Raw genomic sequence first — 18,336 nt, 5'->3', positions numbered from 1 at the left:
AACGCCGCTGAAACCGGCTTTATTTGCAAACGCCTCGCATCTGCAAACTTTTGGCTGTCCGTAAATTCACTTCTGCGACGGACCGCACCATGATAGCGCGTCTAACAGGGACGGCGTCCAGTCTGACGCCCCGATAATCTTGGAGAACGCGCGTGACACGCAAGCTTCTGGCGCTGGCCGCAATCGCGGTCCTCGCCGCGATCGCGGCATGGTTTGTGTTCCTGCGCGATTCCGGCGCGGATGCCGGCGGATTGCAGGTGGAGACCGCCGCGCTCGAGGAGCGCGACCTGTCGCGCGTGGTCTCGTCATCGGGCCGCATTGCACCACTTGTCACCGTGGAGGTCGGCTCCCAGCTGTCGGGCCAGATCGAAGCGCTGAACGTCGATTTCAACGACGAAGTCACAGCCGGCCAGGAACTCGCCCGCCTCGATCCGCAAACCTACGCGACGCGCGTGCGTGAAGCCGAAGCCAGCCTGGAAGTCGCCCGCGCTCAGGTCACGGTGTCTCAAGCCAATGTCCAGCGCGCCCGCGCCGAACTGACCGCCGCCGAGCGCGCTTTTGACCGCGCCGTGTCCTTGCGCGAGCGCGGCACGTTCTCCGAAGCCCAGTACGACAATGTCGAAACTACATTCCGCAGCGCGCAGGCCGGGGTGCTGGTCGCAGAGGCCAATCTGCGCAATGCACGCGCCGGGCTGCAGCAGCGCGAAGCCAGCCTGGAGAGCGCCGGGGTGGATCTGGAGCGGACCTTCATCCGCTCGCCCATCGATGGCGTGGTGATCGACCGCCGCATCGATGTCGGCCAGACCGTGGCCGCCAGCCTGAACGCGCCCATCCTCTTCCTGATCGCCCAGGATCTGTCGCGCGTGCAGATCGAGGCGCAGATCGACGAGGCCGATATCGGCGATATCACCAATGGCCAGACCGTGACCTTCGACGTCGACGCCTTCCCCGGCGTGCAGTTTGACGGCGTGGTGACGCAAGTCCGCCTGGCGGCGCTCGAAGAGCAGAATGTGGTCACCTACACCGTGGTGATCGAAGCCGATAACCCCCGCCAGCGCCTGCTGCCCGGGATGACCGCCAACGTCTCTATCGTCACCGGGACGGTCAGCGACGCCCTCGCCGCCCCCAACGCCGCCTTGCGCTTCACCCCGCGCGGGGCGGCCGAAGCTCTGGTGTCAGAGACGGCTGCAGCAGGTCCGGCCGGACGCGGCGCTGGCGGCGGCCGCGCGGGCGCGGGTGGCGGTGGCGGCCAGATGCTTGACCAGCTCGCTGAAGAGCTGGAACTCACCGACGAGCAGCGACGCGATGTCCAGCGCGTGATGCAGGAGGCGTTCGCCCGCATGCGCGCCCAGGCGCAGGCCCAGGGCGCAGGCGGCGGCGCGCCGGGCGGCGGCGCGGCGGCATTCCAGGCGCAGATGCGCTCGGCGCTGGCCCAGGTGCTGACGAGCGAACAGATGGCGCGCTATGACGCCCTGATCGCCGAGCGCGCCAATCGCCGTCAGGACGTGCGCCGCGGCACGCTGTGGGTCCAGACCGCCGATGGCCGTCTGGAAGCCCGCCAGGTGGGTCTGGGCCTGTCGGACGGTCAGTTCACGCAGGTTCTGGGCGGCGAGCTGGGCGAAGGCGAGCAAGTGGTCGTGCGCGTCCGTGAGGCGGGCTAGATGAGCGCACCGCTGATCCGCGCCCGCGGCCTGACCCGCGTCTACAAGCTGGGCGGCGGCGATGTGCACGCCCTGCGCGGGGTCGATCTCGATATCGAGCGCGGCGAGTATTGCGCGATCATGGGCGCGTCAGGCTCGGGCAAATCGACCTTCATGAACCTTCTGGGCGCGCTGGATCGTCCCAGCGGCGGGTCGTTGATCATTGATGGCGAGCCCCTGCAGGACAAGCGCCCGGACGAGCTGGCGCAGTTTCGCAACCGCGCCGTGGGTTTTGTGTTCCAGCAGTTCAATCTTCTGCCGCGCACCACCGCCCTCGATAATGTGGCCCTGCCCCTGCTCTATCGCGGCTGGAGCATGCGCAAGCGGCGCGAGCGGGCTGAGGAGTGCCTGCGCATGGTGGGGCTGGCCGAGCGCATGGATCACCACCCTTCCCAGCTGTCGGGCGGTCAGCAGCAGCGCGTGGCTATTGCCCGGGCGCTGGCGGGAAAGCCCGCCATATTGCTCGCCGATGAACCGACCGGCGCCCTCGACAGCCAGACGTCGGACGATGTGATGGACATTTTCGATCGGCTGAACGCCGACGGGATCACACTGATCATCGTGACCCACGAGGCCGATGTGGGCGCGCGGGCGCGCCGGCGCATCAGTTTCCGGGACGGGCTGATCGTGGAGGACGTGACATGAGCCTTCTCGCCGCTGTTCTGGTCGCGCTGACCGCGCTTCGGGTCAATGCGCTGCGCTCCTTCCTGGCGATCCTGGGCGTGATTTTCGGCGTGGCCGCCGTGATCACCACCGTCTCGCTGGCGCAGGGCGCGCGCGACGCTGTGGAGACGCGCATCGCCTCACTGGGCGCCAACACGCTGAGCATCACCGCGGGTTCGCGCTCGCGCGGCGGGCGCCAGGGCGGCGCCGGGTCCGGCACGCCCTTCTCGGACGCCGACGTCAATGCGCTGCGCACCGAGCTCGACTTCATCACCGCTGCCTCCGGCCTCGTTCAGGCCAACGTGACAGCGGTAGTGGACGGCCTGAACTGGCCCACCCAGATGATCGGCTCCAACGCCGACTATCTGGAGGTGCGCGACTGGACTTTGGCCGAGGGACGCATGTTCAACGAGCCCGAATCCCAGCGCGCCTCGCGCCTGGTGGTGATCGGCCAGACCACGGCGCGCGAGTTGTTTCCGTCCGGCGGCGCGCTGGGCGCGGCGGTGCGGATCAACAGCCAGCCGTTTGAAGTCATCGGCGTGCTGAGCGATCTGGGCGCGGGCGCCTTCGGGCAGGACCAGAATGACGTGATGCTGGCGCCGGTCAGCACCGTGCGCTCGCGCGTCACCGGCTTCTCGCGCGCCGGAGTGCGCGATCCGGTCCAACAGGTCTGGATCAAGGTGGCGCCGGGCGTGGACATGGCCACGGCGACGCTGGAACTGGAAGATTATCTGCGGGTGCGCCGCAATGTGGCGCCCGGCGCGGAAGACAATTTCTCGATCCGCAATTTCGCCGACCTGATCCGCGCCTTCAACGAAACCCAGCGCGTACTGGGCCTTTTGCTGGCGTCCGCAGGGATCATCACGCTCCTGGTGGGCGGGATCGGCATCATGAATGTGATGCTGGTCTCGGTGACCGAGCGCACGCGCGAAATCGGGCTGCGTCTGGCGGTCGGGGCCCGGCGGCGCGATATCCGCAACCAGTTCCTGATCGAATCGGTGGTGCTGTGTTCGGCCGGCGGCGTGATCGGGCTCGGCGTGGGCGTTGCGGTGGCCAGCGCGATACAATCTTTCGGCCCCGCGCTGGGCCTGACCGGGCTGGCGGTATCGGTGGACCCGTCCATCGCCGTCATCGCCATCGGCGCTGCGGCGGCGGTGGGCATCCTGTTCGGCTTCTACCCGGCCATGCGCGCCAGCCGCCTCGATCCCATCGAGGCGCTGCGCCACGAATAGGCCGGGAAAGAACCGCTAGCGCCGCGATGCGGCGGTGATGATCCGCCACACGATCCAGATCGGCACCACGATCACGGCGCCCAGCGCCAGATAGCGCAAGGCCCAGCCCAGCGTGGACCCGATGGAGTCAAAGAAGGTCGACCAGGCCCGGCCCACGGCGCCGAAGAAATCGACCCACAGCTCGGCCGGATCGACATTGAAGGCGGCCAGGATCAGACCCACCACCACGCACAGCACGACCAGCAGGACGATGTCGCTGGGTTTCACGGCGGCAAGGCGCTGCCAGAAGCTGCGCGATCGGCGCGGCGGCGGGGCGGCGTCCGGGGTCTGGTTCATGCGTCGCTCTCCTTGAATTGAGCTGGCGTCACCGATGCCAGCCGAATGCGGCGCAATCGCGGCGCGCCTCAGGTTTCCGAGCGCGGTTTGCGCGGCTGTTTGGGGCCCGAAGGCTTGCGCCCGGCGGCGGGAGCGCCTGTCGATTTACCTTTGTCAGCGGCGTTTTTGGCCGTAGCGCCGGTCTTGGCGGCGGCCGCCGCGCGCGGCTTGCGGGCGGTTTTGGCGGCAGCCGGCTCGGGCGCCGGCACGGGCGCGGGAACCGCCTCTTCCACCACTGCCTGTGTCAGGGCGGCGGCGGCGCTGACCGCCCGGGCGGCGGTCGCGACTACCGCCTTGCTGTGAGCTGTTGATGGCTTGGCGGGTGCGATATCAGCTTTGTCTAACGTGACCTGATGAGGGAAAGGAATTGAGATGCCCGCCGCGTCGAAGGCCAGTTTGATGCGCCGGTTGGCGTCGAAGTGGACATCCCAGTAGTCGCCCGCATTCACCCAGGCCCGCGCGAAGAAGTCGATGGAGGAATCGGCGAAATTGCCCAGCTCCACAAACACCGCCGGATCCGTGTGGATGCGCGCGTCCGCCTCCAGCACCTGGCGGATCACCTCGCGGGCCAACTCAAGATCCGTGTCGTAATCGACCGAGAAGGTGAAATCGACGCGCCGCGTGGGATAGCTGGAAAAATTGATGATGATATTGCCCCAGGCCTGGCCATTGGGAACGATGATCTGCTTATTGTCCGGCGTGCTGAGCTCGGTGAGGAACAGGTTGATATCCTTCACCGTCCCTGCCGTGCCGGAGATATCGACGAAATCACCGACCCTGTAAGGGCGGAAGAATACGATCATCACACCGGCCGCCACGTTGGCCAAGGTGCCCTGCAGGGCCAGGCCGATCGCCAGCGTCATGGCGCCCAGCGCCGCCACCAGCGATGTGGTCTCCACCCCGAACCGGGTGAGCACAGCGATGATGACCACCGCCATGATCACGTATTTCACAATGGACGAGAAAAACACCGCCAGCGTGCTGTCGATGCGTGGATGGGCGATACCCCAGGCGCGCACGCGCTTTGAAATGAAGCCGGCCGCATAAAGTCCGATGACCAGAATTGCGGCGGCCATCAGCACGCTGGTCAGCGCCTGCATGCCTGTCACGGCAAGCCAGTCCAGAAGTTGCGTCACCTCTGCATTCATCGCGGCAGTGTCCATGTGTCTCCCCTTGTAAGCCCGTGTGCTTAAATATTGCGGCGCCGCCTTTAGCAGGCCGCGCCGGCAATGCGAAGCGCGAAGTTTCGTGATTTACCGGAAAGGCGGCTCGTCGAAGCTTCTCAGCTTGCGCGAGTGCAGCGCGGCGGAGCCCTCGCGCTTGAGAATCTCGATGGCTTCGATGCCGGCGGCCAGGTGTTCAGAGACCGAGCGCTGGTAGAACCGGTTGGCGGCGCCGGGCAGTTTCAGCTCGCCATGCAGCGGTTTGTCCGACACGCACAGCAGCGTCCCGTAGGGCACGCGAAGGCGGAAGCCGTTGGCGGCGATGGTGGCGCTTTCCATGTCCACAGCGATGGAGCGCGACTGGTTGATGCGCCGCGCTTCCTGATAATAGCGCAGCTCCCAGTTCCGGTCGGCATAGGTCACCACCGTGCCGGTGCGCAGGCGGCGCTTGAGCGCCTCGCCCTTGTCGCCGCTCACCGTCTCCACCGCCTTGTGCAGGGCGACCTGAATCTCGGCGATGGGCGGGATGGGAATCTCCACCGGCAGGTCGCGGTCCAGCACGCTGTCATAGCGCAAGTAGGCGTGGGCCAGCACGTAATCGCCCAGGCGCTGGGAATGGCGCAGGCCCCCGCAATGGCCGACCATCAGCCAGCATTCGGGGCGCAGCACGGCCAGATGATCGGTGATGTTCTTGGCGTTGGACGGACCGACGCCGATATTGACCAGGGTGATGCCGCGCCCGTTCGGCGCCATCAGATGATAGGCCGGCATCTGGAAGCGCTGCCAGTGCGCGCTCATCACCTCGCCCAGCGCGTCGGGCGTGTCGGCGTCCACGCGCACCAGGCCCGCCGCCGAGAGAGCCGTGTAGTCATTGTCTTCCTTGAGCTGGCGCACCGCCCATTCCACGAAGGCGTCCACATAGCGGTGATAGTTCGTGAACAGGATGAAGTCCTGAACATCGCCAAACGGCGTGCCGGTATAGTGGCGCAGGCGCGACAGCGAGTAATCTGTACGGGCCGCATCAAACAGCGACAGCGGGCGCGGACGCCCGGGCTTTGAGGGCCGCTCGCCATTGGGCAGGGCGTCGTCGATGGTGGCCAGATCCGCATAGGGGAAATGGCGCACCAGCTCGGCGGGGCTGACCTCGTCCAGATCCAGCTCGCTGCCATCCAGTACATAGGAGAACGGGATTTCCTGAGTCGACAGCCCGGTCTCGATCACCACCGGGTATTCATCGGCGAGGATCTGTATCTGCTCGGTCAGATATCGCCGGAACATGGCCGGGTGGGTGACCGTGTTGGCGTAGACGCCCGCTTCGGAAAACTTGCCGAACGCCCGGCTGACCGGCGGCACCGGTCCTTCGGGCTGGTAGGTGATGCGCAGTTCGGGATAGGCGAACGCGCCCCCGGCCCGGCTGGCGGGCGAAGGCGGGCTACCGTCCGACAGGAAGGCCTTGAGCGCGGCGCGCAGATTGGCCACGGATGCTTCGTACAGCGCATTCAGGCGGTCGACCGCCGCATCGGCGTCATCGGCTTCCTTGAACGTCGCCAGAACCGCGTCCGGCGCCACGGCGCGCACGAGCGACAAGGCCCTAGTCCTCGCGCTTGACGAAGGTCACCGCGAACAGCGGCTCGCCGTCAAAAGCCGGCTTGGTCTTGCCGTCCTCGTCGATGATCTCGAACACGGTCGGTGCGATCCGCCCCTCCATCCGGTAGCCTTTTTCGGCCATGTGCCCGCGATGGAATTCCAGCGCGGCAGCGGAGAAGGTCTTGGCGAGATAGGTGATGCGGTGAGGATCTGCGGCCATGGGGCGCTCCCTTCAGATCAGACTGGCGTTGGCGTCACTCCTAGCCGCTTCGCCCGGGGGAACCAAGTCCCCCTGCGCTAAAGCTGTGCGCGACGGCAGTGCGCTAGAGACGGCTGCGCGCGCCCGCCGCCGCATCGATGCGCAGCGCGGTCTCAAGCGCGACGCGCCCGTCCTCGCCATCCGCAGCCGGATATCCGGTGCTGGCGCCGCGCACGGCGTCCAGAAACGCGCCCACATTGGCGCCCAAGCTGTCGCGGGCGGACGGGTCGTCAGCGAAGTCGGGATTGAGCGCCAGGCCCGTGGAGGCTTCAAACGTCTTGGCGATGAAATCCACCTGCACCGAGCGATCATCGGCGTAGCCGATCTCCATCACCCGGTCGCGCGCCTCGGCGACCCGGCTGGATTCCAGCTCGGCGGTCAGCCCTGAGGCAAATTCCAGCGTGCAGCGCACATGGTCGGCGAGGCCTGCGCGGCCCTCGACCATTTGCGCCTCGACCCGGTCAGGCGCTGCGCCGGCCAGCGCCAGCACCAGATCGATATCGTGGATCATCAGATCCAGCGTCACCGACACATCGAGATTGCGCGCGCTAGGCACGCCCATGCGCCGCGCCGAGAGGGTGCGTGCGCGCGGCAGATCGCCGAACAGGCCCATGGCGTGGAACACAAAGCGCTCCTGATGGCCGACGCGCAGCACCAGATTATGCGCCGCCGCCAACTCGGCCAGCTCGCGCGCCTCGTCCACTGTCGCGGCCAGCGGCTTTTCCACCAGCACCGCCCGGCCCGCCATCAGCGCGCGGCGCACCGAGTCGTGATGGAACACAGCCGGGCTGGCGACGGTGATCACGTCGCACGCCTCGATAAGGCTGCCCAGGCTCTCATAGGCCTCCACGCCGTGCGCCGCGCACAGAGCGCGGGCCCGGTCGCTCACCGGGTCGTAGACGCCGACGAAATCGACGCTGGCCGCCGCCGCATACTTGGAGGCGTGGTATCCGCCGAACACGCCCGCTCCCACGACGCCAGCCCGAAGCAGTTTTGTGTGATCTGTCATGGCGCGCAGGTAACCCAGCGCGGGCGCGCCTGCAACAGGCTTGCCGTGCGGCGTGTCGCGCCCTTGTCCGCAAGCGGCAACTGTTTAATCCTGAGTTCCAGACCCGCCGCAAGAAAGCACCCCATAAATGAAATCCCGTGAAATCCGCCTCGTCCGTCACTTCACCGGCCCGGTGAAGCCTGAGTATTTCGAGCTGGTCGAGACTGACGTCCCGCCCCCTGGCCCCGGCGAGGTTCAGGTTCGCAACGCCTTCATCTCGGTCGACCCCTATATGCGCGGGCGCATGATCGGGGTGAAAACCTATGTCGATCCGTTCGCGCCGGGTCAGGCCATGGATGGCGGCGCGGTGGGCCAGGTGACGCAATCCAACGCAGACGGCTTCGCGCCGGGCGACTGGGTCTTAAGCATGCATGGCTGGCGCGAGGCGTACACCGCCCCCGCCGCCGGGCTGATGAAGATTGACGCCAATCTCCTGCCCGCCCAGGCCTATCTGGGTCTGGCCGGCATGACCGGCCTCACCGCCTATGCCGGCCTCAAGCGGATGATTGATCTCAAAGCGGGCGAAACGCTGTGGATGAGCGCGGCGGCCGGGGCCGTCGGCTCGGCCGGGGTGCAGTTCGCCAAGGCCATGGGCGCGAACGTCGTCGCCACGGCCGGCGGGGCGGACAAGACAACGTTCTGCAAGGAGATCGGCGCCGACGCGGTGGTGGACTACAAGGCCGTGAGCGATCTGGCCGGCGCGGTGCGCGAGGCCGCCAAGCCGCTGGGCGGGGTGGACGCCTACTTCGAAAATGTCGGCGGCGACCATCTTCAGGCCGCGCTGGACGTGATCAAACCGTTCGGACGCATCGCGGCGTGCGGGATGATCGCGCGCTATAATGACGATACGCCCATGCCCGGCCCGTCCAACCTCACCCAGATCGTGGGCAAGAAGCTGACCATTCGCGGCTTCATCGTCACCGACCATTTCGACCTGCAGCGCGAATTCATCGCCGATCTGTCCAAATGGATGATGGCGGGCCAGGTGACGATGCGCGACACGGTCTATCACGGCATTGAGCGCGCGCCCGAGGCCTTCATGGGGCTCTTTACCGGCGCCAATACCGGCAAGATGCTGGTCAAGCTTTGATCAGGCCTGCGTCATGAGCGGCGGCGGGGTTTCAGCGGACGACCTCAATCGCATTGGCGCAGGCAAGCTGCCTGAGCTGATCGGGATTGAGGTGACCGCTGCCGGGGCGGGGCGCGCCGCCGGGCGCCTGCCCGTGCGCGAGGCCATGCTGGCGCCCAATGGCTTTCTGCATGCGGCCAGCGTCATCGCGCTCACCGACACGCTGGCGGGTTATGGCGTGATGGCCAGCCTGCCGGACGGCGCCAGCGGCTTCACTTCAGTGGAGCTGAAATCCAACTTCCTGGGCACGGCGCGCGACGGCGTGGTGCTGGGCGAGGCGGAGATGGTGCATGGCGGGCGCACGACCCAAGTCTGGGATGCGCGCGCGTGGCGTGAAGAGGATGGCCGGACCATCGCCCTGTTCCGCTGCACCCAGATGATCCTCTATCCGCGCTGAAGCGGACCGTGGCGCATCAGGCGCCCGAGCGCGAACCCGCCCACGCACGCCGCCACCAGGGCCGCCAGCAGCGGATTTTCGAACATGTGGACGAAGCCGGCATAGGCCAGGCACGCCGCCGCCACCGCGAATCCCGCCGCGCCGAGCCTGTTCAGCCATGAGACATGTGTGTGCTTCATGTTTCCCTACAGGCAAGGAGCGGGCCGTAAGTCGAGGTTTTGTTTACCATACGGATGAATTGCTGCACGTGCGGGCCAATTATATCAGCAAAATCGCCCGTATTGCCTTGCAAAGACCGGTCAGAATCGCGCTTGATGCCTCGCGTTCAGCACTGGTGCGCCAAGCGATCCCCGCTCTGGCGAACCCAAAACCAAAGGGGGGATCCCTCAATGAACAAGTCCGAACTCGCCAAAGCTGTCTCCGACAAGGCCGGTATCACCCGCGCTCAGGCCGGTGACGCCATCGACGCCTTCATCGACGCCGTGGTCGGCGCCGCCAAGGGCAAAGACACGGTCCAGCTGGCCGGCTTTGGAACCTTCCACGCCAAGCACCGCGAAGCGCGCGAAGTGCGCAACCCGCGTACGGGCGAGAAAATCAAGGCGAAAGCCAAGACCTCGCTGGCCTTCCGTCCGGCTTCGGCCCTGAAGGACCTCTAGGACGGCTCAGGGCCGGACGCGCTTGCGCACCGGCCCCGCCAACCAGACATGAAAACGCCGCCGGAACGTTCCGGCGGCGTTTTTGTATGCGGCGATCAGCGCAGCCCCGGCCCGTCCCGAATGCCTTGCACAGACCCGCTGATCCAGACTAAGCAGGTTTATGATCTGGCTCGCGCCCCTTCGCAGAATCCTCACCATGCTTGCCCTCGTGGGCGCGCTGACAGGCGGGCTGTGGCCATCGGGCTGGATGCCCCAGGCCAGCGCAGACGGCTTTACTCTGGTGATCTGCACCGGTCAGGGTCCGGTCAATATCCAGGTGGACGCGCACGGCGAGATCATTGAATCGGGTGATCCATCGTCCATGGCCGGCGAAGCGCCGTGCAGCTTCTGCTCCACCTCCGCCGCCATTCTAAGCGACGTCCAGCCCGCGCCTGAGCTGGTAGACCGCACTGTGGCGCGCGTCAGCGCCGTGGCGAAAACCGTTCTTATCGGGCCGGCGTCCGGTCCGCCCGGCCCGCGCGGCCCGCCCGCCGGTTTGAAACACCCCAGAGCCTTCGCCTGATCCCCGAGCCGGTGTGCGCAACGGGGCGACGGCCCCTGTTTCACACCTGTTTGCGGGATGCCCCCATGAAAACTCTGCTTGTATGCGGCGCTGCAGGCGCTGCCTTTGTGTCCGGCGTTAACGCCGCCGCCTTCGCCGGATCGGACACCGGCGAAGCGTCCGTCACCGACCGTGTGGTCATCACCGGATACCGGGTGAACGCGCCGGCCGAAGCCGCAGCCGCCCAGGCGGCCCGTCAGCCGGGCAATATCGCCGTGGTCGACGCCGAAAGCTTTGAGACGCGCTACGCCATAGGCTTTGCCGACACTCTCGCCTTCACCGCCGGCGTCATCGCGCAGCCGCGCTTTGGCGAGGACGGTCGCCTATCCGTCCGCGGTTCAGGCCTGGCCAACAACACGCATTTGCGCGGGGTGGAGCTGATCTTCAACGGCGTGCCCATGAACAACGCCGACGGCTTTGGTGATTATCAGGAGATCGACCCTCTCTTCATGTCCCACATGGCTGTGAACCGGGGCGCCAACGGGTTCCGGAGCGGCTCGTCCATGCTGGGCGGGTCCATAGAGATCGCCGGGCTCAGCGCCGCATCACTGGACGGCCGTTCCGCCCTTCGCCTCGAAGGCGGCTCGTTCGGAACCTCTCGTGCTCACGCCCGTACGGGCAGGAGAAGCGGTGCGCTTGACTACGCCCTGGCGGCCACCTGGCAGCGTCAGGACGGCTTCCGCCCCAATGGCGCCCAGTCCAATGGCCGTCTCTATACCGATCTAGGCTGGCGCTGGAATGATGCCGTGGAGACCCGCTTCGGCATTCTGGCCAGCGACATCAACCAGGACATTCCGGGGAACCTGACCCTGAACCAGCTTCGCCAGGATCCGCGCCAAGGCAATGCCGATGCGGTGGCTCGGCGGTTCGGTCGTGATATCAACGGCTGGCGGGGGTGGATGGTCACCCATGTGAATACGGGCGCGGGCACGGCGTCTGCGGGCGTCAGCGTCACACGCCGGTCGCTCTGGCATCCGGTGCCGGTCATCATCGCTCAGGACCTGAGCGATGACCGCCTCTTTGCCAGGTGGAGCCACGAGGGCCAAGTCTCGGGCCGCCCGGTGACATTGACCCTTGGCGGCGATCTGCGCCGCAGCGAAACCGATGCGCGGGTATTCGTCAATGCAGGGGGCAGTCCCGGCTTCCAGATTGGCGACAGCTTGCAAACTGCCGAAGGCGCCAAGGCCTTCGTGGATGTGCGCGTTGGCGTGACTGACCGGCTTGATGTGCTGGCGGGCCTGATCAACACCTCCACCCGGCGCGAGGTGGACAATTTCCGCATGCCATCAGCAGGCGGTGATGCCAGATTCTCCAACCTGTCGGCCCGTTTCGGAGCGCTTTACCGCGTGAGCGACGCGCTCACAGGCTTTGCAAATATCAGTCAGATTTTCGAACCGCCCACCTTCTCTGACGTGACGCAAGGCGGCGTAGCCGGCTTCACGCCGATACGCGCCATGGAGGGGGTGAGCTATGAGATTGGCTTGCGCGGATTCTATGCCCGCTACCGGTTTGAAGCGGCGCTCTACCGCATCGAGATGGAGCATGAGTTCACCGCCTTCACGGTGACGCCGGACATTCCCGCCGCGATTTTCAATGCCGACGACACGCTGCGTCATGGCTTCGAGCTGGGCGCCGAAGCGTTGCTCCATGAAGGCGATCTGGGCGTGTGGCGCACGCGCTTGGCTTATACATGGGGTGATTTCCGATTTGAGGGCGACCCGATTTATGGCGACAACCGCCTGCCCGGGCTTGGCCGCCATCGGATGGTGGCGGAGCTGCGCTATGATGTGGGACCGGTCGAAATCGCGCCCAGCGTGACGTGGCAAAGCGGGGACGGCTTCACAGATTACGCCAATTCCGAGCGCCTGCCGGGCCAAACCCTGATCGGACTGTCAGCGCGTTATGACATCAATGACCGGGTCGGGCTCTATCTGGAAGGGCGCAATCTGACCGACCGGCGCTACGTCGCGGCGATTTCAACCGTGGCGAATGCCGCCACGGCGGCGCCCGCGCGCTTCACCCCGGGAGAGACACGAGCACTCTATGCCGGGATCACACTGGCCTTCGGGGGTGGTCAATGATCGCCCGGCTGCGCGCCTGGCACCGGACCGGTCCGGTGCTCGCCGCTGCGGTGGCGGTGATCTGGGGCGCATCGGGCATTCTGCACCCCGTGATGAGCTGGACAGCGCCACGCCCCGCTCTTCAGGCGCCACCGGCGCTGATCGTGGAAACGGCAGGGGCGCTCGCCCCTGCCGCCGTCCCGGCGCCAGAGGGGGAGGTCCACCAGCTGCGTCTGGCGCCCTCACCCCTGGGCGCTTACTGGAATGTGTTGCCCGGCGAGGGCGGGGCGCGCATGGCTCTGGAGACCCGATCAAGGCAGGACGCCCATGCGGCGATGGAGGCGCACGCCATCGCGCTGGCGCGCCATTACGCCAGCCTGCCGGAGACGCCGGTGTTCTCGGTGAGCCAGATCACCCGCTTCTCGATGGACTATCCGCCCGTGAACCGGCTCCTGCCTGTGACCGAAGTGGTGTTTGATACCTCCGACCGGCTGACCATCTACGTCGATACCGGGTCGGACCGGTTGGCGGCTGTGTCCAACACGCCGCGGCGCTGGATGCTGCGCGCATTCCAGACGCTGCACACCCTCGCGCCACTCAAGGCTGTCGAGCCAGTGCGACTGGTCGTGCTGAGCATCCTGACCCTGGCCTTCATGGCGACGGTGATTGCGGGCCTGTCCATGCTGTCAGCCGCCCGGGGGCGCAAGATGCGCCGCTGGCACCGCTGGGCAGGCGCCGCGCTTGCCCTGCCTGCCCTTGCCTTCCCGGCTTCGGGCCTGTTGCACGCCTGGACCGGATCATCCCTGTTCACAGGCCCGGCCCCTCAGGCCATCGTGTTCAGCACCGAGAGGCTGGGCGCGATTCCTGTGGGCCGCTTCACCCACCTGGCCGCCAGCGCGGACGAACACGGACCGGTCTGGCGCGGGGCCAGCGGCATGGACGCGCGCTACTGGAGCGCGGAAGGCGAGGCGCTGGAGACCGATGACGCCGGTCGCGCCCGGGCGCTGGCCGGCGCCGGCCCCCTGGCCGAGACCAGGCTTCAGGCCCGGTTCGACGCTGATTACGGCTTTGCCAACAAGCGCCTGCCGGTCTGGCGTGTGGAGCTGGAGCATGGCCCGGTCTTTGTTGATCCGGTGGACGCCCTGATCGCGGGCCAGCCTGTCGGTCTGGTGGGGCAGGTGGAGCGATGGAGCTTCGACCACCTGCACAAATGGCATTTTGCCAACCCGCTCGGGCGCAATCTGCGCGACTCCCTCATGATGTTCACCGCAGCCGCCATCATGGTGCTGGCCCTGACCGGACTCAGCCTCCAACGCCGTCGCAGGCGGCGCGCCAAGGACACGCCCTGACATGAAAACGCCGCCGGAGCGATCCGGCGGCGTTTTTTGTTTGGGCTATGCGGCGCCGGCTTGGACACGCACTCCAACGTGAGAAGGCGGCTCAATCGCTCTCAATGATCGCCTGCAGTTGCGGCAGCAGCTCAATCGAGATGCGGTCGCCGATACGCGCCCCGATCGCCTGACCTTCCTGCATGATCTGCGACTGTAGCGCGATGAAGCGGGCGCCGGCAGGGGAGCGAAGGAAATCGGCCAGCGCCTCCAGCTCGGCCTGGGTGAAGCTGCGCATGTAAAGCGCTGCCGTTTCGTCGATGAACTCGGGCGCCGACGCGATCAATGCAGACCCCAGCAAATCCATCGCCTGCTGGATTGTCTTATCGCTGGCGCCTGGCCAGCTTTGCCGGAAGCTGGGCTCAAGCAAGGGGATCGTCACCGTGATCATGTCGCTGTAGAGCTGTTCGGCGCCCATCAGTTCGACCACCTCGCGCGCCTGTTGGAGATGGGAGGCCGGCTCCTGCGCGGACGAAGTGTGCGAGAGCGCGCCGGGCGCCAGCATCAGGACGCCCGCGAAAGCGATTCTCACCCGTTTCAGCATGGAAATTCCCCTCAACAGCATGACTAAACGCAATCATAAATATTGAAAGGCGAACAGGAAAGCCGAAACCGACCTACTCCGCCGCGCGGCTGAGCTTCTGGGCGGGTTTGAGCGCCTCGGCGATCTGGAAGGCCATTTCCAGCGCCTGGTCGGCATTGAGGCGCGGATCGCAATGGGTGTGGTAGCGGCTCGACAGGTCCGCTTCTGACAGATGCCCAGCCCCGCCGACGCATTCGGTCACGTCCTGGCCGGTCATTTCAAAATGCACCCCGCCCGGCTCGGCGCCCTCGGCGTGGACGATCTCGATGAAGCTTCTGAGCTCGCCCAGCACCCGCTCGAAGGGGCGCGTCTTGTAACCATTGGCGGCCTTGATCGTGTTGCCGTGCATGGGATCGCAGGCCCAGACCACATTGCGCCCTTCGGCGCGCACCTTGCGCACCAGCGGCGGCAGGCCCTCGCCTACCTTGTCCGATCCCATGCGCACATAGAGCACCAGCCGCCCGGCCTCATCGCGCGGATTGAGGATATCGATCAGGCGGATCAGCTCGTCCGGGTCCAGGCTGGGGCCGCATTTGAGGCCCACCGGGTTCTCGATCCCGCGCATGTATTCCACATGGGCGCCGTCGGGCTGGCGGGTGCGGTCGCCGATCCACATCATGTGGGCCGAAGTGGCGTACCAGCGCCCGGTGGTGTGCTCCATCCGGGTCAGCGCCTCTTCAAACGGCAGATGCAGGCCTTCGTGGCTGGTGAAGAAATCCACGCCCTCCAGAGACGGCGCGGCATCCGGCGTCACGCCGCAGGCGCGCATGAAGGCCAGCGCCTCGGTGATGCGCTGGGCATAGGCGGCATAGCGCTCGCCCGCCGGGCTGCCGTCCAGGAAATCCAGCGTCCACTGGTGCACATTGTGCAGGTCAGCATAGCCGCCCGACGCCAGCGCGCGCAGCAGGTTCAGCGTCGCCGCCGACTGGTCATAGGCGCGCAGGAGGCGCTCGGGGTCCGGCACCCGGCCTTCTGGCGTGAACGCCATGTCATTGATGGAATCGCCGCGATAGCTGGGCAGCTCCACCCCGTCGATCACTTCAGTATCGGCCGAGCGCGGCTTGGCGAACTGGCCGGCGATGCGCCCCACCTTCACCACCGGCTTGGCGCTGGCGAAGGTCATCACCACCGCCATCTGCAACAGCACGCGGAAGGTGTCGCGCACCGTCTCGGCGGAAAATTCCTTGAAGCTCTCGGCGCAATCGCCGCCCTGAAGCAGGAAGGACTGACCCGAGGCCACATTGGCCAGCTGGCGCTTCAGGCGCTTGACCTCGCCGGCGAACACCAGGGGCGGGCGCCGGGTCAGCTCGGCTTCCACACGCTTGAGGGCCACGGCATCGGGATAGCCCGGCAATTGCTTGGCGGGCTTGGCTCTCCAGCTGTCCGGGCTCCAGGCGGTCATGGCGGCGTCTTCCTTGTATGTTTCAGTCTATAGAATGGCGTTCGTGCTGCGGCGCGGCAAGGGCGGGTGTGCGCCTAGCCCAGCTTCACCGCTGTGCGCACGAACACCTTGCGCATGGCGATGTTGGAGATCAGGCGCGCCACACCGGGCAGTCCCGACAGGCGCTCACGGTGCACGCGCTCATAATCGCGCGCATCGCGCACCATCAGTCGCAAGAGGTAATCCTCCGCCCCGGTGGTGAGATAGCACTCCATCACCTCGTCCACTTCGGCCACGGCGCGCTCAAAGCGCTCCAGCGTCTCGCGCTTCTGGTTTTCCAGCGTCACCAGCACGATCACGGTCAGACCGCGCCCCACCGCCTCGGCGTTCAGGATCGCCACATAGCCCTCAACGACGCCGGCCGTCTCCAAAGCCTTGACCCGGCGGTGACAGGCCGAGGCCGACAGCCCGGCCCGCTCGGCCAGGTCCGCATTGGATATCCGCCCCTCGCGCTGGAGCGTCTCGAGCAGAATCCAGTCCACGCCATCAAATCGCATCGCGTCACATCGCATAGCGGTCTATCCCCGCAATCATCTGCCGCTCCGGGCAGGCCGGACGCACTTCATGAAGCGCATTGATCGCAAATTTGCCCAATAACGCAAGCTTCTTCGAACAACACGGTTTCACTTGCAGCAGGTAGGGCGCGAGGGGTAATTTGCACGCAATTTCACACCAGAGCGCAAGCCCCTCCGACCGGGCGCGCGCGCAGCGGGAGACAGGTTCATGCGTATTGGCGTACCCAGCGAGATCAAGGTTCACGAATACCGCGTCGGCCTCACGCCCAATGGCGCGCGCGAGCTGACCGCCCACGGCCATGAGGTGTTCGTGCAGGCCGGCGCCGGGCTCGGCGCGGGCTTCACTGACGCCGAGTATGTGGCGGCGGGCGCCGCCATGCTCCCCGACGCCAAATCCGTGTTCGAGGCGGGCGAGCTGATCGTGAAGGTCAAGGAGCCCCAGCCGTCGGAAACCGCCATGCTGACCCCGGGCCACGTGCTATTCACCTATCTGCACCTGGCGCCCGATCCCAAACAGGCCGAGGGCCTGCGCAAATCGGGCTGCATCGCCATCGCCTATGAAACAGTCACCGACGCGCAAGGGCGCCTGCCCCTGCTGCGTCCGATGTCCGAAGTTGCAGGCCGCATGAGTGTCCAGGTCGGCGCCGCCGCGCTTCAGAAATCCAATGGCGGGCGCGGCGTATTGCTGGGCGGCGTGCCGGGCGTGACCCCGGCCAAAGTGGTGATCCTGGGCGCCGGCGTCTCCGGCAGCCATGCCGCCGAGATGGCGCTGGGTCTGCGCGCCGACGTGACGGTGATGGACCGCGCCATCCCGAAGCTCGCCGAGATCGACCAGTTCTTCCGCGGCGCGGTGAAGACCCGCTTCTCCACCCAGGGCGCTGTCGCCGAGGAAATCGCCGAAGCCGATCTGGTGATCGGCGCCGTGCTGGTGCCGGGCGCCGCGGCSCCCNGCCTGATCACCCGCGCGATGCTCAAGACCATGAAAGAGGGTGCGGTACTGGTGGATATCGCCATCGACCAGGGCGGCTGTTTCGAGACCTCCAAGGCCACCACCCACCAGGACCCCACTTATATCGTGGACGGCATCGTGCATTATTGCGTCGCCAACATGCCCGGCGCTGTGGCGCGCACCTCCACCCTGGCGCTGACCAACGCCACCCTGCCCTTCACCCTGGCCCTGGCCGGCAAGGGCGCCAAACAGGCGCTCAATGACGACATCCACCTCGCCCGCGGCCTCAACGTCGCCGGCGGGGAGATCGCCTATGAGCCCGTGGCGAAGGATCTGGGCGTGCCGTATGTGAAGCCGGACTGGCTGACGGTGCTTTAAGCGCAATCTTCTGTCCTCCCCCGTTTACGGGGGAGGTGTCAGCGTAGCTGACGGAGGGGGGATGCGGCAGAGCGTCCAGGCGAATGCTTTTGAAGCGTTGCACTCCCCCCTCCGTCTGACGCTTCGCGTCATCCACCTCCCCCGCAAGCGGGGGAGGAAAACGGGCTGCAGGCTCAGATCAAATTTCTTTGGCTTCTAACACCTTGAGCCAG

The 18,336-nt window shown here is 66.4% G+C and carries 19 protein-coding genes; 10 read left to right on the top strand and 9 right to left on the bottom strand.

Annotated elements, in window-relative coordinates; genetic code table 11:
• The first annotated feature begins 152 nt into the window (after nt 1-152).
• Genes L2D01_06800 through L2D01_06790 form a run of 3 tightly spaced genes read left to right on the top strand, consistent with a single transcriptional unit; the run spans nt 153 to nt 3,595 of the window.
• On the top strand, nt 153-1,661 hold the full coding sequence (locus L2D01_06800) for an efflux RND transporter periplasmic adaptor subunit (protein WBQ11483.1): 1,509 nt from the start codon (nt 153-155) through the stop codon (nt 1,659-1,661).
• Nucleotides 1,662-2,345 carry an ABC transporter ATP-binding protein gene (locus L2D01_06795; protein ID WBQ11482.1) on the top strand — a complete coding sequence of 228 codons (684 nt, stop codon included), beginning with the start codon at nt 1,662-1,664 and terminating at the stop codon, nt 2,343-2,345. It abuts the gene before it with no gap.
• On the top strand, nt 2,342-3,595 hold the full coding sequence (locus tag L2D01_06790) for an ABC transporter permease (protein ID WBQ11481.1): 1,254 nt from the start codon (nt 2,342-2,344) through the stop codon (nt 3,593-3,595). Before L2D01_06795 ends, L2D01_06790 begins: the two co-directional genes overlap by 4 nt.
• A gap of 15 nt (nt 3,596-3,610) precedes the next feature.
• Here L2D01_06790 and L2D01_06785 read toward each other — a convergent pair whose 3' ends face one another.
• The 5 genes from L2D01_06785 to L2D01_06765 all read right to left on the bottom strand — a co-directional run bounded on the left by L2D01_06785 (nt 3,611) and on the right by L2D01_06765 (nt 7,988).
• Nucleotides 3,611-3,931, bottom strand: a complete 321-nt coding sequence (locus L2D01_06785) for a DUF6460 domain-containing protein (protein WBQ11480.1) — start codon at nt 3,929-3,931, stop codon at nt 3,611-3,613.
• 68 nt (nt 3,932-3,999) lie between these two features.
• The gene (locus tag L2D01_06780; GenBank protein ID WBQ11479.1) at nt 4,000-5,133 is read right to left on the bottom strand and encodes a mechanosensitive ion channel; all 1,134 of its coding nucleotides are present in this window, start codon (nt 5,131-5,133) and stop codon (nt 4,000-4,002) included.
• Between the two features lie 90 nt (nt 5,134-5,223).
• The gene (locus L2D01_06775; GenBank protein ID WBQ11625.1) at nt 5,224-6,684 is read right to left on the bottom strand and encodes an AMP nucleosidase; all 1,461 of its coding nucleotides are present in this window, start codon (nt 6,682-6,684) and stop codon (nt 5,224-5,226) included.
• A gap of 40 nt (nt 6,685-6,724) precedes the next feature.
• Nucleotides 6,725-6,940 carry a hypothetical protein gene (locus L2D01_06770; protein ID WBQ11478.1) on the bottom strand — a complete coding sequence of 72 codons (216 nt, stop codon included), beginning with the start codon at nt 6,938-6,940 and terminating at the stop codon, nt 6,725-6,727.
• A gap of 103 nt (nt 6,941-7,043) precedes the next feature.
• Nucleotides 7,044-7,988: a Gfo/Idh/MocA family oxidoreductase gene (locus L2D01_06765; protein ID WBQ11477.1), complete on the bottom strand. Its 945-nt coding sequence runs from the start codon at nt 7,986-7,988 to the stop codon at nt 7,044-7,046.
• A 127-nt stretch (nt 7,989-8,115) separates the two neighbouring features.
• Here L2D01_06765 and L2D01_06760 point away from each other — a divergent pair, with 127 nt between their 5' ends.
• Together L2D01_06760 and L2D01_06755 are read left to right on the top strand one after the other, a co-directional pair.
• Nucleotides 8,116-9,117, top strand: a complete 1,002-nt coding sequence (locus tag L2D01_06760; protein ID WBQ11476.1) for an NADP-dependent oxidoreductase — start codon at nt 8,116-8,118, stop codon at nt 9,115-9,117.
• 13 nt (nt 9,118-9,130) lie between these two features.
• Nucleotides 9,131-9,553, top strand: coding sequence for a PaaI family thioesterase (locus L2D01_06755; GenBank protein ID WBQ11475.1), 423 nt, complete (start codon nt 9,131-9,133; stop codon nt 9,551-9,553).
• Here the strand turns inward: L2D01_06755 and L2D01_06750 are convergent.
• Nucleotides 9,541-9,732, bottom strand: coding sequence for a hypothetical protein (locus tag L2D01_06750; protein ID WBQ11474.1), 192 nt, complete (start codon nt 9,730-9,732; stop codon nt 9,541-9,543). The genes L2D01_06755 and L2D01_06750 overlap by 13 nt on opposite strands.
• 210 nt (nt 9,733-9,942) lie before the next feature.
• On the opposite strand from L2D01_06750, the gene L2D01_06745 reads away from it, so the two are divergent.
• The 4 genes from L2D01_06745 (at nt 9,943) to L2D01_06730 (ending at nt 14,219) form a co-directional block, all read left to right on the top strand.
• The gene (locus tag L2D01_06745) at nt 9,943-10,209 is read left to right on the top strand and encodes an HU family DNA-binding protein (GenBank protein ID WBQ11473.1); all 267 of its coding nucleotides are present in this window, start codon (nt 9,943-9,945) and stop codon (nt 10,207-10,209) included.
• 196 nt (nt 10,210-10,405) lie between these two features.
• Nucleotides 10,406-10,771: a hypothetical protein gene (locus L2D01_06740; protein ID WBQ11472.1), complete on the top strand. Its 366-nt coding sequence runs from the start codon at nt 10,406-10,408 to the stop codon at nt 10,769-10,771.
• Nucleotides 10,772-10,836: 65 nt separating this feature from the next.
• Nucleotides 10,837-12,891 carry a TonB-dependent receptor gene (locus L2D01_06735; GenBank protein WBQ11471.1) on the top strand — a complete coding sequence of 685 codons (2,055 nt, stop codon included), beginning with the start codon at nt 10,837-10,839 and terminating at the stop codon, nt 12,889-12,891.
• Entirely contained in the window at nt 12,888-14,219 is a 1,332-nt protein-coding gene (locus L2D01_06730) for a hypothetical protein (protein ID WBQ11470.1), read from the top strand. Before L2D01_06735 ends, L2D01_06730 begins: the two co-directional genes overlap by 4 nt.
• Before the next feature lie 91 nt (nt 14,220-14,310).
• Here the strand turns inward: L2D01_06730 and L2D01_06725 are convergent, their stop codons facing one another.
• The 3 genes from L2D01_06725 to L2D01_06715 all read right to left on the bottom strand — a co-directional run bounded on the left by L2D01_06725 (nt 14,311) and on the right by L2D01_06715 (nt 16,779).
• Nucleotides 14,311-14,802: a DUF2059 domain-containing protein gene (locus L2D01_06725; GenBank protein ID WBQ11469.1), complete on the bottom strand. Its 492-nt coding sequence runs from the start codon at nt 14,800-14,802 to the stop codon at nt 14,311-14,313.
• A 73-nt stretch (nt 14,803-14,875) separates the two neighbouring features.
• The gene (locus tag L2D01_06720) at nt 14,876-16,243 is read right to left on the bottom strand and encodes a 3-deoxy-7-phosphoheptulonate synthase class II (GenBank protein ID WBQ11468.1); all 1,368 of its coding nucleotides are present in this window, start codon (nt 16,241-16,243) and stop codon (nt 14,876-14,878) included.
• Nucleotides 16,244-16,317: 74 nt separating this feature from the next.
• A complete protein-coding gene (locus tag L2D01_06715) occupies nt 16,318-16,779 on the bottom strand; it encodes an Lrp/AsnC family transcriptional regulator (GenBank protein WBQ11467.1) in 462 nt (153 codons plus the stop codon).
• A gap of 226 nt (nt 16,780-17,005) precedes the next feature.
• Here L2D01_06715 and ald point away from each other — a divergent pair, with 226 nt between their 5' ends.
• Complete coding sequence (ald, locus tag L2D01_06710) at nt 17,006-18,124, top strand: alanine dehydrogenase (GenBank protein ID WBQ11466.1); 1,119 nt, start codon at nt 17,006-17,008, stop codon at nt 18,122-18,124.
• Nucleotides 18,125-18,336: the final 212 nt, after the last annotated feature.

Source organism: Hyphomonadaceae bacterium ML37 (assembly GCA_027627685.1).
Classification (GTDB): domain Bacteria; phylum Pseudomonadota; class Alphaproteobacteria; order Caulobacterales; family Maricaulaceae; genus Oceanicaulis.
Note: the sequence above shows the minus strand (reverse complement) of the source record. Positions and strands in the feature narration are given on the sequence as shown.